The 13,871-nt window shown below is 60.6% G+C and carries 16 protein-coding genes and 1 riboswitch; of the genes, 12 read left to right on the top strand and 4 right to left on the bottom strand.

The features are described 5' to 3' along the window. Nucleotides 1–251: 251 nt before the first annotated feature. From KW824_RS03645 to narQ, 4 genes are all read right to left on the bottom strand, one after another. The gene (locus KW824_RS03645; protein WP_171269541.1) at nt 252–827 is read right to left on the bottom strand and encodes an LON peptidase substrate-binding domain-containing protein; all 576 of its coding nucleotides are present in this window, start codon (nt 825–827) and stop codon (nt 252–254) included. 313 nt (nt 828–1,140) lie between these two features. Next, on the bottom strand, nt 1,141–1,566 hold the full coding sequence (locus KW824_RS03640; RefSeq protein WP_171269159.1) for a globin domain-containing protein: 426 nt from the start codon (nt 1,564–1,566) through the stop codon (nt 1,141–1,143). A 169-nt stretch (nt 1,567–1,735) separates the two neighbouring features. Next, nucleotides 1,736–2,374, bottom strand: coding sequence for a two-component system response regulator NarL (gene narL / locus KW824_RS03635; protein WP_005325544.1), 639 nt, complete (start codon nt 2,372–2,374; stop codon nt 1,736–1,738). Next, nucleotides 2,374–4,086 carry a nitrate/nitrite two-component system sensor histidine kinase NarQ gene (gene narQ / locus KW824_RS03630; RefSeq protein ID WP_043132876.1) on the bottom strand — a complete coding sequence of 571 codons (1,713 nt, stop codon included), beginning with the start codon at nt 4,084–4,086 and terminating at the stop codon, nt 2,374–2,376. Before narQ ends, narL begins: the two co-directional genes overlap by 1 nt. Before the next feature lie 79 nt (nt 4,087–4,165). Next, nucleotides 4,166–4,305: riboswitch (molybdenum cofactor riboswitch) on the top strand. Between narQ and moaA the strand changes: the two genes are divergently transcribed. The 12 genes from moaA to moaE all read left to right on the top strand — a co-directional run bounded on the left by moaA (nt 4,293) and on the right by moaE (nt 13,794). Further along, a complete protein-coding gene (gene moaA / locus KW824_RS03625) occupies nt 4,293–5,288 on the top strand; it encodes a GTP 3',8-cyclase MoaA (RefSeq protein ID WP_005325528.1) in 996 nt (331 codons plus the stop codon). (Overlaps the previous riboswitch by 13 nt.) Before the next feature lie 250 nt (nt 5,289–5,538). After that, complete coding sequence (gene napF, locus KW824_RS03620) at nt 5,539–6,048, top strand: ferredoxin-type protein NapF (protein WP_218408934.1); 510 nt, start codon at nt 5,539–5,541, stop codon at nt 6,046–6,048. 8 nt (nt 6,049–6,056) lie between these two features. Further along, nucleotides 6,057–6,347: a chaperone NapD gene (locus tag KW824_RS03615; protein ID WP_256351239.1), complete on the top strand. Its 291-nt coding sequence runs from the start codon at nt 6,057–6,059 to the stop codon at nt 6,345–6,347. A gap of 126 nt (nt 6,348–6,473) precedes the next feature. After that, nucleotides 6,474–8,963, top strand: a complete 2,490-nt coding sequence (gene napA / locus KW824_RS03610) for a nitrate reductase catalytic subunit NapA (RefSeq protein ID WP_218408932.1) — start codon at nt 6,474–6,476, stop codon at nt 8,961–8,963. A 13-nt stretch (nt 8,964–8,976) separates the two neighbouring features. Continuing rightward, the gene (gene napG / locus KW824_RS03605; RefSeq protein ID WP_043132884.1) at nt 8,977–9,711 is read left to right on the top strand and encodes a ferredoxin-type protein NapG; all 735 of its coding nucleotides are present in this window, start codon (nt 8,977–8,979) and stop codon (nt 9,709–9,711) included. Further along, nucleotides 9,708–10,583 carry a quinol dehydrogenase ferredoxin subunit NapH gene (gene napH, locus KW824_RS03600; protein ID WP_218408931.1) on the top strand — a complete coding sequence of 292 codons (876 nt, stop codon included), beginning with the start codon at nt 9,708–9,710 and terminating at the stop codon, nt 10,581–10,583. The genes napG and napH overlap by 4 nt, the downstream gene beginning before the upstream one ends. After that, a complete protein-coding gene (locus KW824_RS03595; protein WP_041206124.1) occupies nt 10,583–11,038 on the top strand; it encodes a nitrate reductase cytochrome c-type subunit in 456 nt (151 codons plus the stop codon). Before napH ends, KW824_RS03595 begins: the two co-directional genes overlap by 1 nt. Before the next feature lie 11 nt (nt 11,039–11,049). Then, complete coding sequence (locus KW824_RS03590) at nt 11,050–11,640, top strand: cytochrome c3 family protein (RefSeq protein WP_171269152.1); 591 nt, start codon at nt 11,050–11,052, stop codon at nt 11,638–11,640. Between the two features lie 206 nt (nt 11,641–11,846). Beyond that, entirely contained in the window at nt 11,847–12,389 is a 543-nt protein-coding gene (gene moaB / locus KW824_RS03585) for a molybdenum cofactor biosynthesis protein B (RefSeq protein ID WP_371316577.1), read from the top strand. Between the two features lie 81 nt (nt 12,390–12,470). Continuing rightward, nucleotides 12,471–12,965 carry a cyclic pyranopterin monophosphate synthase MoaC gene (moaC, locus tag KW824_RS03580; protein ID WP_218408930.1) on the top strand — a complete coding sequence of 165 codons (495 nt, stop codon included), beginning with the start codon at nt 12,471–12,473 and terminating at the stop codon, nt 12,963–12,965. Continuing rightward, nucleotides 12,962–13,207 carry a molybdopterin synthase sulfur carrier subunit gene (gene moaD, locus KW824_RS03575; RefSeq protein WP_005325507.1) on the top strand — a complete coding sequence of 82 codons (246 nt, stop codon included), beginning with the start codon at nt 12,962–12,964 and terminating at the stop codon, nt 13,205–13,207. The genes moaC and moaD overlap by 4 nt, the downstream gene beginning before the upstream one ends. 101 nt (nt 13,208–13,308) lie before the next feature. After that, nucleotides 13,309–13,794, top strand: a complete 486-nt coding sequence (moaE, locus tag KW824_RS03570; protein WP_005325506.1) for a molybdopterin synthase catalytic subunit MoaE — start codon at nt 13,309–13,311, stop codon at nt 13,792–13,794. The last annotated feature ends 77 nt before the right edge of the window (nt 13,795–13,871 follow it).

Here is a 13,871-nt window from a genome sequence, read left to right as displayed (position 1 = left end):
AAAATGGTCAACCTGGTGGTTGACCAATTCTTCAGCAAATACTGAAGAGAGCACGGGATAAATCGGGTTGTACGGTCTTGTATGAAAAAGTCGTGCCAACTTTTCATGACCTGTTATTTGCGGCTGGTAGCGGAGTTATCTGTTGTTATCGCCACCGGTGATTGCGAATTGCGAATTCCATCTTTTCATTGTAAGAATTTCCGGTCAGGATATTCGCGTTTTGCAAATCACGTATTGACTCACTCTCTGACTCACTGTGCGATCAGTCGGCGCAGAAACTGGCGCGCCGCTTCACTGTTCTGTTTGGCAATCAACATCTGTTTCTCATAGATCGGCATGGGCAGGATCTCGAGCCAGCGCTGACAGAGCCAGGCCGCGTCGTCGAACTGCTTGTCCGGGTAGAGCTCATCCAGTTCTGGATATTGTTCAAATACTTCCTGCAATCTGCTGACCAGCTGCTTGTCGCTGAAGTCCGAGTGCGCGCTCGGCCAGTTGGGCAGGGTTTCCACCTGAGCGTGGCGCAATCCGGATTCATCCGTTTCCATTTCGTGGATGCAGAAACGTTCCAGACCGAGCACGGTGACCCCGAGCAGACCATCGTTGAGGGTATAGAAATCTGTCACCTTGACGCGAGTGCCGACTGGCAGGATACGCCCGCAGGTGCCCGTGCTGGTGCTCTCTTCCATCACGATGCCAAAGCCCCGATCATCGATGAAGGACTCCTTGAGCATCTGCAGGTGGCGAGGCTCAAACAGACGCAAGGGGAGTTTCCCGCCCGGCAGTATGTGTGAGGGCAAGGGGAACAGTGCCAAGTGTTGAAGTTTCATGTTCCATCCTCCGATAAGTTGCATCTGAATATGACAATGCAGTGACTGTGCCAGAGCACGAGGAAAATGGAGGCTCGGTAGAAAAATGATGAAGGAAATTTAAATATTCATTAATAATCAATATATTAGATTATGCTCTAAGGACAGGAATGGGACTCGCCAGAGAGGGATTCAGGCGAGTTTATAGGGGCTCGTACATGCCCCATCTGCAGAATGGGGTTGCGTTCGCATATTGCAAATGACTCTCCTGCAAAATGCGCATCTGCCATCCATCTTCAGCGGCAGGATCTGTCAGACGAGATGGCAGAAACGGCTAGACGGCGGATGGGGTGTGCTGACCGAGCCCTTCCAGCATCAGGGCGGCGATCTCGTCGTACATTTGTGACCAGGCCTCAGACAGCGCCGGTGTGAAGTGCTCTCCCAGCCGTCTTGCCAGCACCAGGGTCAATGCCTGTTTCAACAGGCCGAACTGGTGTGACTGCACGTTGAACTGTCGATGCCGTCTGCCGAGATCCCGGATGATGAAACCCAGGGCATCCAGCTGCTCCAGGCTGGTGATCACCGTGTTCAGGGTCTCAGACACCTTGGTGACCGGCATTCCCGCAGGATCGGGAAAGAGGTTGATCAAGTCAGGTGACAGCCGGAACAGCTCTGTATACACCTCCTGAACATAGGTGTTGTTCAATGCGGTGACCCTGCCCCATGCCCTTTGTACCAGTTCGATCTGTTCCGGTGTCATGCCGTGCGCCCTCCATGCGTCGTCTCCCAAACATAATAATGCATTTTCTCAATAAGTTGCGAGAGTGGAGCCGGTGACATTCTGTTAGGCTGGGGCTGTGCTGTATCCAGCAAAAAGCCCCGAAATGACGGGGCCTTGGCTGGTATGAGTGAGAGGACAACATGGGAGTCTAGTTGCGCTGCTCCAGGTACATGACGGCGGCTTCCACCCGGCTCTGGGCTTCGAGCTTCTTCAGTAGGCTCTTGACGTGCACCTTGACGGTGCCTTCCGAGATGTGGAGCACGGAGGCGACCTGCTTGTTGGAAAGACCCTTGGCAATCTCGCGCATGATCTGCATCTCGCGGCGGGTCAGGCTTTCCAGCTTCTGTTGCAGATGGTCCAGCTCATAGATGTTTTCCAGATAGGGACGCAGGGGCTCGCTCAGGATCTGTTTGCCGGTCATGACATCGGCCAGCTGACCGAGCAGCATGTCGGGCTCGGTGTCCTTGAGCAGGTAACCATCGGCGCCTGCCTTGAGCAGGGCAACCACGTCCTGACGGGCGTCGGAAACGGTCAGGATCACGACCCGGGAGGTAACCTCTTCGGCGCGCAGGGCCTTGAGGGTATCGAGGCCGGACAAGCCCTTCATGTTGAGATCGAGCAGGATAAGGTCCGGTTCGGACTCCTTGGCCATGGCTACGGCGTCAGTGCCGTTAGAAGCCTCACCTATCACTTCGATGTTATCTTCCAGCTCCAGCAGTTGCACAATGCCTTTGCGCATCAGGGGATGGTCATCTACGACCAGAACACTATATTTCATCTCGTCCATCAGGCGTCTCTTGTTAGGCTGGTGGGAAAAGTCAGGTGTACACGGGTGCCCCCGGAAGACGGTTCACTGATGGTCAACTGACCGTGCAACTTGCTGGCACGCTCGTTCATGATGCTGAGACCGTAGTGATTCACCGCCGAGCTTGCGCCCCCTATTCCGACACCATCATCTGCAATCTGAACCTGGATGTTACCATCAGCCAGGGTCTCACAGCTAACGTCAATGCGCTGGGCGCAGGCATGTTTGATGGCATTGAGCACTGCCTCACGGATCAGTTGCAGGATGTGTATGTGCTGCCCCGCCTCGAGATCCGTATCAGTCAGTCCGTATTGGAGCCGTATCTCGGCCCGGGTCTGGGGCTTGAGCTGCTCCAGCATGACGCCGATGGCTTCGCCGAGATTGGCGTCGCCGATGCTGAGGCGGAAGGTGCCGAGCAGCTCGCGCAACTGGGTATAGGCATTGCTGAGCCCTTCGTCTATCTGCTCCATGGCGGCTTTGGCCTTGCCATTATCCCCCTTGGCGACGGAGCGCTTGAGCAGGGTGGACTGGATCTTGAGGTAGGAGAGCGCCTGGGCTAGCGAGTCGTGCAGCTCGCGGGCGATGACGGCACGCTCCTCCATCAGCAGCAGGCGCTGGTGTTGCAGCAAGGTCTGATCCTTGTGCAGCACCTGGGCCAGCAGCATGGAGAAGTTCTTCATCAGCCGCTCGTCGATGGGGTGAGCGCTTATCATGTCGAGCCGGCCGTACTCCTCATCATCCATCTGCAGATAGAAGCTCACCACGGCATCCAGGTCTCCGGGCCAGCCCTTGCGCCCGGTGATGTAGACCGGCATGGCATTGTGCTCGAAGCGGGTCAGCCTGATGTAGTCGATGTGCTGATGGGCGGCGGCCCGCTCCAGCAATTTCTGCAGGGTGCGCCGACTCAGTGGCGCCGCGTGCAGCTTCTGGGCGGTGGAATAGAGGAAGGAGAGGGTGTCGTTCGCCTGCTGCAGCTTTGCGGTTTTCTCTTCCACCTTGCTCTCCAGCTCCCGATAGAGCTTGCCGAGTTCGTCCGCCATGGTGGCGAAGGCGCCAGACAGTTCCCCCAACTCGTTTTCGCAGTGGGGGGGCAGGGTCAGGTCGAACTCCTGGCGCTGGATCTGGCGTGCGCAATGGACCAGCTGATTGAGGGGGGCAACCACCTGCTGGCGGGTGAAACGCACCGTGAACCAGGCGATGGTGATGATGGAGAGCAAGCCCAGCCCCTCCGCCAGCGCCAGCATGCGCACCTTGAACTCCACGTGATACTGCATCTGGTTGACGAAGTCATCGATGGCGGCGACGAACTGCTCGGTGTTGTCGGTGTAGCGGCTGGGGGTAGCGTTCTCGATGTGCTCGCGCATCATCTGCCATTGCAGCAGCACCTCGCCATAGGTACGGCGCAAGGAGGCGGGGGTGATCCAGCGCTGGGTCTCCTGCAACTCGGAGGCGTGCAGTGTCTGCTCGAACTGGTCGAGCCGGCCGAGGACGGCCTGATCCTTCTCGATTTCGTAGGCCATGCGATAGGCCTGCATCCGCAATGATCCCGACAGGTTGATCGCCTTGGCGTCGGGTACCGAGTAGAAGAGGGTGACCATGGCCACCACGGCGATCAGGCTGGCCATGAACAGGATCAGCACCATGGAGCGGCCGATGGCGCTGCTGACCGAGTGTACTTTGAACCACTTTCCCATGCCGATTGGCTTCCTTCAGATCAGACAAAGACCCCACAAAGTAGCATGGGAGTGTACTCCAACTTGTGCTAGCATCGAAAAACTAGATGAACTCCGAGCGTTTTTGCCTAAGTCATTGAGATAGGGGGAAAACGCCGTCAGCCGTCGTTCGAGCTGAAAGGGTCAGGAAAGAAATGCCCTGGCCTCCCGTATTTGGAAAGGTGTTTATGTTGCCACTTGAAGATGGTTTTTCCCGTCGTTTTTACTATTTGCGCCTGTCTATTACCGACGTGTGCAATTTCCGTTGTACCTACTGTTTGCCGGACGGTTATCGCCCCCCGGATGGGAACAAGGAGGGGCGCAAGTCGTTTCTCTCCCTGGAGGAGATCCGTCGCATCGTCTCTGGCTTCGCCGCCATGGGCACCCGCAAGGTGCGCCTGACCGGGGGGGAACCCTCACTGCGCCGTGACTTTACCGCCATCATAGAGACGGTGGCCAATACCCCCGGCATCGAGAAGGTGGCCATGACCACCAATGGCTATCGCTTGAAGGAGCGCGCCCAGGAGTGGTTCGATGCCGGACTCAATGCCCTCAATGTCAGTGTCGACAGCCTGGACCCACGCCAGTTTCACCAGATCACCGGTGAGAACAAGCTGGCGGAGGTGATGGAGGGAATAGAGGCGGCACTGGCCGCCGGCTTCAAGTCGGTGAAGATCAATGCGGTGCTGCTCAAGGGGCTCAACGATCAGCAGCTGGATCAGTTTCTGGCCTGGATCAGGCACAAGCCCATCGAGCTGCGCTTCATCGAGTTGATGCAGACCGGGGAGATGGACAACCTGTTTCGCGACCACCACACCAGTGGCGAGCTCATCAAGGAGCAACTGCTTGGCAATGGCTGGATCCAGCAATTGCGCGCGGTGGACGACGGCCCGGCCCAGGTGTTCATGCATCCCGAGTCACAGGGGGGCGTCGGGCTCATCATGCCCTACAGCAAGGACTTCTGCGCCGGTTGCAATCGGCTGCGGGTCTCCTCCGTGGGCAAGTTGCACCTCTGTTTGTTCGGTGACAACGGGGTGGAGCTGCGGGATCTGCTCAGTGACGACAGTCAGCAGGAAGCCCTGCAACTGCGGATCCGCCAGGCGCTCACCGGCAAGGCCGCCACCCATCGCCTGCACGAGGGCAATGCCGGCATGACCCCCCATCTCGCCTCCATCGGCGGCTGAGTGCTCGCCGTCAGAGCAAAATAGCCATCGATTAATAAGCAATCCTCATATAGGGGTAATTTACCTTGCCCCTTTCCTGCCTTGTTGCGCCAAGGGTTTGATCCAGCGCAATAATCCCCCCTGTTTATCTCCCTGGTGGTATATCACTGGACTTGTGAGAGTCGCAATATACACCCACGCTTATAATTGGTATTGAAAATGCCAGTCACTGGTTCCGCGCTCGAATTCTGTCCTGTGAAGAGGAATTGATATGCCTGATGGGGTCAATCTGTCACGCCGCAGTCTGTTTCGAGGACGACTGAGCGCTCCCAGATCCGAGGTGCAACTGCCCTGGTCTGTCTCCTGGGCCGACTTCGTGGCCGATTGCACCCGGTGTGGCGACTGCCTGACGGCCTGCCCGGAACAGATCCTGATCAAGGGGGACGGCGGCTTCCCGACGGTGGATTTTCAGCGTGGCGAGTGCACCTTCTGTGGTGAATGCGTCAGCGCCTGCCAGGTGCCTGTGTTCAGGCCGACGACCCAGACGCCCTGGGACTCTGTGGCTCACATCGAAGCCGGTTGCCTGGCCAGTGCCCAGGTCTTCTGCCAGCGCTGTCAGGACAGCTGCGAGCAGCAGGCCATCCGTTTTTCTCCTCAGCTGGGGCGAGTACCCACCCCCAGCATCCATACCGAGTCGTGCAATGGCTGTGGTGCCTGTGTAGCGGATTGTCCGGTCGGCAGTATCAGGGTGGGCGCCCTCCATGAGGGTTCGGCCAGATGAAGCAAGGGATGAGCAAGTTGGAAAACAACCATATGACCCGAGAAGAGTTCCACGTATCCAGCCTGGTGGTACTGACCCAGCCCCCCTTGCGCCACCGGCTCGCAGAGCAGATTGCGGCCCTGGACGGGGCAGAGATCCATGCCGTCAGTGACGAAGGCAAGCTGGTGGTGACCCTGGAAGGGCCCAGCCAGCGCCCCATCATGGCGGCCATCGATGCGATCAATGCCATGCCGGGCGTGCTCTCCGCCGCCCTGATTTACCACCAGTTTGATGAAGTCGAAGCCGAGGGCAAGGAATAGCGCCACGAGGCTGGGGCCGCGCGGTTCGCGATGCCCGATGAAAGCAATAAAGCGCCATGACGCTGAGCCAGCGCGGCTCGTGACAATGGCTGTCATTGATGTGATTAAGCAATGCGAGGATATGTCATGAAGCTGAGTCGACGCGACTTTATGAAGGCCAATGCGGTGGCGGCAGCCGCTGCCGTGGCCGGAGTCAGTGCCCCCACCCTGGCGGCGAACCTTATTACCAGCACCGACAAGACTGCCATCACCTGGGACAAGGCGCCCTGCCGCTTCTGCGGCACCGGCTGCTCCGTGCTGGTGGGCTCTCAGGCCGGACGTGTCGTGGCGACCCAGGGCGATCCCGATGCGCCGGTCAACCGTGGCCTCAACTGCATCAAGGGCTACTTCCTCTCCAAGATCATGTATGGCGAGGATCGCCTGACCCAGCCCATGCTGCGCATGACCAATGGCAAGTTCGACAAGAATGGCGATTTCGCCCCCATCAGCTGGGATCAGGCGTTCGACATCATGGCCGAGAAGTTCAAGGCCACCCTCAAGGAGAAGGGGCCGACCGCCGTCGGCATGTTCGGCTCCGGTCAGTGGACCGTGTGGGAAGGTTATGCCGCCACCAAGCTGATGAAGGCAGGCCTGCGCACCAACAACCTGGATCCCAACGCCCGTCACTGCATGGCCTCCGCCGTGGTCGGTTTCATGCGTACCTTCGGCATGGATGAGCCCATGGGCTGCTATGACGACATCGAGCAGGCCGACGCCTTCGTGCTCTGGGGCTCCAACATGGCCGAGATGCACCCCATCCTCTGGTCACGGATGTCCGATCGCCGCCTATCCAACCCGGATGTGCAGGTGCACGTGCTCTCCACCTTCGAGCACCGCAGCTTCGAGTTGGCGGACAACGGCATGGTGTTCACGCCCCAGACCGACTTGGCGATCCTCAACTACATCGCCAACTACATCATCCAGAACGACAAGGTGAACTGGGACTTCGTCAACAAGCACACCCAGTTCCGCAAGGGCGTCACCGACATCGGCTATGGCCTGCGTCCGACTCACCCGACGCAGCAGAAGGCCAAGAACCCCGACAGCGGCGACTCGACCCCCATGAGCTTCGAGGAGTTCGCGAAGTTCGTGGCGGATTATGACGTCGAGTCGGTGGCCAAGCTCTCCGGCGTCTCCAAAGACAAGCTGGAAAAGCTGGCCCAGATCTATGCCGATCCCGACAAGAAGGTGGTCTCCTACTGGACCATGGGCTTCAACCAGCACACCCGTGGCGTCTGGGCGAACAACCTCTGCTACAACATCCATCTGCTGACCGGCAAGATCTCCACTCCGGGCTCGGGTCCCTTCTCCCTGACCGGCCAGCCGTCTGCGTGCGGCACGGCGCGGGAAGTGGGCACCTTCGCCCACCGTCTGCCCGCCGACATGGTGGTGACCGATCCCAAGCACCGCGCCATCGCCGAGAAGATCTGGAAGCTGCCGGAAGGCACCATTCCCGAGCAGGTGGGTTATCACGCCGTGCTGCAAAACCGCATGCTTAAAGACGGCAAGCTCAACGCCTACTGGGTGATGTGCAACAACAACATGCAGGCCGGCCCCAACATGAACGAGGAGGGATTGCCCGGTTATCGCAACCCTGCCAACTTCATCGTGGTCTCCGACCCTTACCCGACAGTGACCGCGCAAGCGGCTGACCTCATCCTGCCCACCGCCATGTGGGTGGAAAAAGAGGGTGCCTATGGCAACGCCGAGCGCCGCACCCAGTTCTGGCACCAGCAGGTGAAGGCGCCGGAAGGGGCCAAGTCCGACTTGTGGCAGCTGATGGAGTTTTCCAAGCGCTTCACCGTGGAAGAGGTGTGGCCGGCTGAGCTGATTGCCAAGATGCCGGAAGTGAAGGGCAAGACCCTGTTCGAGGTGCTCTACGCCAACGGTCAGGTCAATCAGTTCCCGAAAGAGCAGAGCAAGGGGGCGCTGAACGACGAGGCGGAACACTTCGGCTTCTACGTGCAGAAGGGGTTGTTCGAGGAGTACGCCTCCTTCGGTCGCGGTCACGGCCACGATCTGGCGCCCTTCGATCAGTACCACGAAGCCCGTGGCCTGCGCTGGCCCGTGGTGGACGGCAAGGAGACCCTGTGGCGCTACCGCGAAGGGTTCGACCCTTATGTGAAGGCGGGGGAGGGGGTGAAATTCTACGGCAAGCCCGATGGCCGTGCGGTGATCTTCGCGCTGCCCTATGAGCCGGCCGCCGAGGCACCGGATAAAGAGTACGACATGTGGCTCTCCACCGGCCGCGTGCTGGAGCACTGGCACACCGGCACCATGACACGTCGGGTGCCCGAGCTCTATCGCGCCTTCCCGGATGCGGTGCTCTTCATGCACCCGGAAGATGCCAAGGCCCGCGGTGTGCGGCGTGGCGAAGAGGTGATCGTCTCCTCCCGCCGTGGCGAGGTGAAGACCCGGGTCGAGACCCGCGGCCGCAACCGTCCGCCCAAAGGCCTGGTGTTCATGCCCTTCTTCGATGCGAGCCAGTTGGTCAACAAGCTGACCCTGGACGCCACGGATCCGCTCTCCAAAGAGACGGATTACAAGAAGTGCGCCGTCAAGGTCATGAAGGCGTAAGGCGGGCCGGGGGATGAGTCGCAGCCGTCGCCAGTTCCTGGCCGACCTTGCCAAGGGGGCCTGCTCCGTGGGCCTCCTGGGTGTAGGTCTGGGCTCGGTGGCGCGCCAGCAGGCGCAGGCGGTGCCCGCCCAGGCTCTGCGGCCGCCGGCGGCACTGGGGGAGGCCGACTTTCTCGGTGCCTGCGTGCGCTGCGGGCTCTGCGTCGAAGCCTGCCCCTACGACACCCTGAAACTTGCCCGGCTGCTGGATCCCGTGACCACGGGCACCCCCTATTTCGAGGCGCGCAGCGTTCCTTGCGAGATGTGTGACGACATCCCCTGTGTGGTGGCCTGTCCGAGCGGGGCGCTGGATCAGGGGATGACCGACATCGATCAGGCGCGGATGGGGGTGGCGGTGCTCATCGATCACGAGACCTGCCTCAACTACCTGGGCCTGCGCTGCGATGTCTGCTATCGGGTCTGCCCGCTGATAGACAAGGCGATCACCCTCGAACTGCAACGCAATCCGCGCACCGGCAAGCACGCCATGTTCCTGCCCACGGTACACAGCGACATCTGTACCGGCTGCGGCAAGTGCGAGCACGCCTGCGTGCTGGAGACGGCGGCCATCAAGGTGGTGCCCCGTCAGCTCGCCAAGGGTGAGCTGGGTCATCACTACCGGCTTGGCTGGGAAGAGAAGGCCAAGGCGGGCAAGTCCCTCATCGGTGAGCGACTCACCCTGCCCACCCGCAAACCGGAGGGGCTATGAGTCGTTATCCGGGGGCCGAGGCCAGCGCCAGGTTGGGCTGGTGGCGTGCCCACCGTTTCTTGCTGCTGCGTCGTCTGACCCAGTTCGGCGTGCTGGGACTCTTTCTGCTGGGGCCGCTCGCGGGGGTCTGGATCCTCAAGGGCAACCTCTCCAGCTCGCTGTTGCTGGAGACGGTACCGCTCTCGGATCCCCTGACCCTGCTGCAGTCGGTGGCGGCGGGCCATTGGCCCATCACCACACTGTGGCTCGGGGCAGGCTTGGTGCTGCTGGGGTACTGGCTGGTCGGGGGGCGGGTGTTCTGCTCCTGGGTCTGCCCGGTCAACCTGGTCACGGACGCCGCCGCCTGGCTCAGGGCCCGGCTTGGCCTCAAGGGCAACGGCCAGTTCAACCGCAACACCCGCTACTGGCTGCTGGCCATGGTGCTGGTGGTGCCCGCCATTACGGGCGTGCTGGTGTGGGAGCTGGTCAATCCGGTGTCCTTGGCCATGCGCGGCCTGCTGTTTGGCATGGGGGCGGGCTGGGGTCTGCTGGTGGCTCTGTTCCTGTTCGATCTGTTCGTGGTGGAGCGGGGCTGGTGTGGTCATCTCTGCCCGGTGGGGGCCTTCTATGCCCTGGTCAACCGGGTCGGGTTTATCAAGATTTCTGCCAAGGGGCGCGAGCGGTGCAGCAACTGCATGGATTGTTATGCGGTCTGCCCGGAGCGTCCCATCCTGCGCGGCCCGGTTCACGGGGCCAGGCGCGGTCACGGGCCCTTGATTGTGGCTCAGGAGTGTACCAACTGCGGCCGTTGCATCGATGTCTGCGCGGAGCAAGTTTTCGAAATCACTACAGGTTTTGCCGTCAAGGCAGAGAAAACGTCGGAGAACAAATAATGAAAAAGCTGATTGGAGCAATGCTGGCCTGCCTGATGGCGGGCTCCTTGATGGCAGCCACCCCCGAGATCACCAACAGCACGGGGGGGATAAAATCGGAGCGGGGGAGTACGGATCTGGTCACGGATGCAGATGCGGCGCCCATGAAGAACTATCGCAAGGATGGCGATCTCTACGATCGTCAGTACATGCATCAACCGCCGCTGATCCCCCACGATACCCGCAACTACGAGGTGGACAACAAGGTCAACAAGTGCCTGGCCTGCCACAGCTTCAAGAACGCCAGCAAGATGAAGGCGCCCAAGATAAGCCCCACTCACTTCGAGACCCGTGACGGCATGACCCTTGGCGAAGTGTCCCCCCGCCGCTACTTCTGCCTGCAGTGCCACGTGCCGCAGGCGGATGCGAAGCCGCTGGTGGAAAATACGTTTAAACCAGTTGAAGCGCTGAACTGAGGAACCCATAGATGAAATTACCCGGCTTTATCCAGCGTCTGTGGACCACCTTCAAGTCCCCCTCGAAGGCGGCCCTCTGGGTGCTGCTGCTGATGGGCTTCTTCGGCGGCGTCATCTTCTGGGGCGGTTTCAACACCGCCATGGAAGCCTCGAACACCGAGAAATTCTGTACCGGTTGCCACGAGATGAAGGACAACGTCTTCGTGGAATACCGCGACACCATCCACTATGCGAACCGTTCCGGGGTGCGCGCCAGCTGCCCGGATTGCCACGTGCCCCACGAATGGACCTACAAGATCATTCGCAAGGTGCAGGCATCCAAGGAACTGTGGGGCATGCTGACCGGCAAGGTGGATACCCGCGAGAAGTTTGAATCCCACCGTCGCGAGATGGCCGAGCGGGAGTGGCAGCGCATGAAGGACACGGATTCGAGGGAGTGTCGCAACTGCCACAACTTCGAGTACATGGACTTCTCCCTGCAAGGCAAGCGGGGCGCCCAGATGCACTCCACCAGTCTGGCCAGTGGCGAGAGCACCTGTATCGACTGTCACAAGGGTATCGCTCACCAGTTGCCTGACATGAAGGGCGTGGAAGGGTTCTAAGGACACCAGGCCATCGGCGTGGCTTGCACCGCGCCGATGGCCTTTGATTTTTATAGACCTTTTAACCCCTCAGCCAGACATCTTTTGATAGAATCCCTCCCCGGCAACGCGGCGCCCGTGTCGGCGTGCATTCACCGACCGGCATGGCCGGGCGACGCGTATCCCTCTTCTTCCTCTCGTGGTCAATGATTGACAGGACTTGTCCCATGGCAGCCAAAAACATGGCACCCAAACACAACGAATTCATCCCTCTCAAGATCGCCGTACTGACGGTCTCCGACAGCCGTACCACCGCCGACGACAGCTCGGGGGATTATCTGGTCTCTGCCCTGACCGAAGCCGGTCACCAGCTCACGGACAGGGCGCTCTGCCCGGACAACCTGTTCCGGATCCGGGCTCAGGTGAGCGACTGGATCGTCGATGACGGGGTGCAGGTGGTGCTGATCAACGGTGGCACCGGCTTCAATGAACAGAACCGGGTGCCGGAGGCGGTGGGGGTGCTGTTCGAGCGCACCGTGCAGGGCTTTGGCGAGATGTTCCGCCAGCTCTCCTTTGCCGAGATAAAAGGGTCGGCCATGCAGAGCCGCGCGCTGGCAGGCCTGGCCAACCGTACCCTCATCTGCTGCCTGCCGGGCTCCACCGGCGCCTGCCAGCTCGGCTGGGAGCAGCTCATTCGGGATCAGCTGGACGCCCGTACCAGGCCGTGCAACTTCGTGGCCCATCTGAGCACCAGCGCCATACCGGCGTGAGTGACAGGGCATGGATGAACCCGGGCGACAGCGTACCGGCTGCCGGGTTCTTGTGGAACTATTCGTGACCAAGGGGCATAGATGAACCTGACCCATCTCAATCAGAGCGGCGAAGCGCATATGGTGGACGTGACCGACAAACAGGTCACCCAGCGGGAAGCCCGCGCCGAAGCCTTCGTGACCATGGCCCCCGCGACCCTGGCCCTGATCCTCGGTGGTCAGCATCACAAGGGGGACGTATTCGCCACCGCCCGCATCGCCGGCATCATGGCGGCCAAGAAGACCGCCGATCTCATTCCCCTTTGCCACCCCCTGGCACTGACCCGGGTGGAGGTAGAGATTGACGCCCAGCCCGAGCACAATAGGGTCCATATCCGCACCCTTTGCAAGCTGTCCGGCAAGACAGGGGTCGAGATGGAGGCGCTCACCGCGGCGTCCGTGGCGGCGCTGACCATCTACGACATGTGCAAGGCGGTGCAAAAGGACATGGTGATCGAGCAAGTCAGGCTGGTGGAGAAGAAGGGCGGCAAGTCCGGCCACTTCCAGCTGGGCTCCCAGGCAGGAGAGAAGGCATGATCAAGGTACTGTTTTTTGCGCAAGTGAGGGAGCTGGTGGGCTGCGACGAACTGAGCCTGCCCAGCGACTATCCCACAGCTGAACAGCTGCGCGCGGCCTTGTGCGAGCGCGGCGACAAGTGGGCGCTGGCGCTCGAGTCCGGCAAGCTGCTGGTGGCGGTCAACCAGACCCTGGTGCCGCTCGAGACGGCGCTCAATGATGGCGATGAAGTCGCCTTCTTCCCCCCGGTGACCGGAGGTTGAGAATGAGCGAGATAACGACCGTGGATCGCACAACGGTGCTGTGGGACTGGCATGAGGCCGCCTTCTTCCCTCTCCTTCCAGTAACGACCGGAGGCTGAATCATGTCCCAGGCAACCACGACCCCCACCGATCGTATCCTGGTGCAGCGGGCCGACTTCTCGCTTGGCGAGGAGTATGAGCGCCTCGCCACCCGTCATGACAGCGGCGCCATCGTCACTTTCGTCGGCAAGGTGCGTGACTTCAATCAGGGGGATGCGGTGAAAGGACTCTCCCTCGAGCACTACCCCGGCATGACCGAGAAGGCCCTTGTCGATATCGTCAACCAGGCACGGGCCCGCTGGCCGCTGCAGGAGTGCACCCTGATCCACCGCATCGGCGATCTGTTGCTCGGCGATCAGATCGTGCTGGTGGCGGTGAGCAGTGCCCATCGCGAGGCTGCCTTCGAGGCCTGCCACTTCATCATGGATTTTTTGAAGACCCGGGCGCCGTTCTGGAAAAAAGAGCTGACCGCCGAAGGGATTCAACGCTGGGTCGAGGCCAAGCAGAGCGATGATGCTGCCGCCGCTCGCTGGCGGCAAGACCCCTAGCCAGCCCGGTTCGATGATTGGTAAGTGCCCACGGGTGCCTGCCACCCCCTGCTCGGACTACGCCGAGCCTCAAGGAG

Origin of the sequence: Aeromonas sp. sif0611 (assembly GCF_019218845.1) — a bacterium.
In the GTDB taxonomy this organism is placed as follows: Bacteria; Pseudomonadota; Gammaproteobacteria; order Enterobacterales; family Aeromonadaceae; genus Aeromonas; species Aeromonas media.
Note: the sequence above shows the minus strand (reverse complement) of the source record. Positions and strands in the feature narration are given on the sequence as shown.

Excerpts from the sequence above, each read along its gene's own strand:
- KW824_RS03645 (WP_171269541.1), bottom strand. The coding sequence starts at position 827 with ATGAAACTTCAACACTTGGCACTGTTCCCCTTGCCCTCACACATACTG.
- KW824_RS03640 (WP_171269159.1), bottom strand. The coding sequence starts at position 1,566 with ATGACACCGGAACAGATCGAACTGGTACAAAGGGCATGGGGCAGGGTC.
- narL (WP_005325544.1), bottom strand. The coding sequence starts at position 2,374 with ATGGACGAGATGAAATATAGTGTTCTGGTCGTAGATGACCATCCCCTG.
- narQ (WP_043132876.1), bottom strand. The coding sequence starts at position 4,086 with ATGGGAAAGTGGTTCAAAGTACACTCGGTCAGCAGCGCCATCGGCCGC.
- moaA (WP_005325528.1), top strand. The coding sequence starts at position 4,293 with ATGTTGCCACTTGAAGATGGTTTTTCCCGTCGTTTTTACTATTTGCGC.
- napF (WP_218408934.1), top strand. The coding sequence starts at position 5,539 with ATGCCTGATGGGGTCAATCTGTCACGCCGCAGTCTGTTTCGAGGACGA.
- KW824_RS03615 (WP_256351239.1), top strand. The coding sequence starts at position 6,057 with ATGAGCAAGTTGGAAAACAACCATATGACCCGAGAAGAGTTCCACGTA.
- napA (WP_218408932.1), top strand. The coding sequence starts at position 6,474 with ATGAAGCTGAGTCGACGCGACTTTATGAAGGCCAATGCGGTGGCGGCA.
- napG (WP_043132884.1), top strand. The coding sequence starts at position 8,977 with ATGAGTCGCAGCCGTCGCCAGTTCCTGGCCGACCTTGCCAAGGGGGCC.
- napH (WP_218408931.1), top strand. The coding sequence starts at position 9,708 with ATGAGTCGTTATCCGGGGGCCGAGGCCAGCGCCAGGTTGGGCTGGTGG.
- KW824_RS03595 (WP_041206124.1), top strand. The coding sequence starts at position 10,583 with ATGAAAAAGCTGATTGGAGCAATGCTGGCCTGCCTGATGGCGGGCTCC.
- KW824_RS03590 (WP_171269152.1), top strand. The coding sequence starts at position 11,050 with ATGAAATTACCCGGCTTTATCCAGCGTCTGTGGACCACCTTCAAGTCC.
- moaB (WP_371316577.1), top strand. The coding sequence starts at position 11,847 with ATGGCAGCCAAAAACATGGCACCCAAACACAACGAATTCATCCCTCTC.
- moaC (WP_218408930.1), top strand. The coding sequence starts at position 12,471 with ATGAACCTGACCCATCTCAATCAGAGCGGCGAAGCGCATATGGTGGAC.
- moaD (WP_005325507.1), top strand. The coding sequence starts at position 12,962 with ATGATCAAGGTACTGTTTTTTGCGCAAGTGAGGGAGCTGGTGGGCTGC.
- moaE (WP_005325506.1), top strand. The coding sequence starts at position 13,309 with ATGTCCCAGGCAACCACGACCCCCACCGATCGTATCCTGGTGCAGCGG.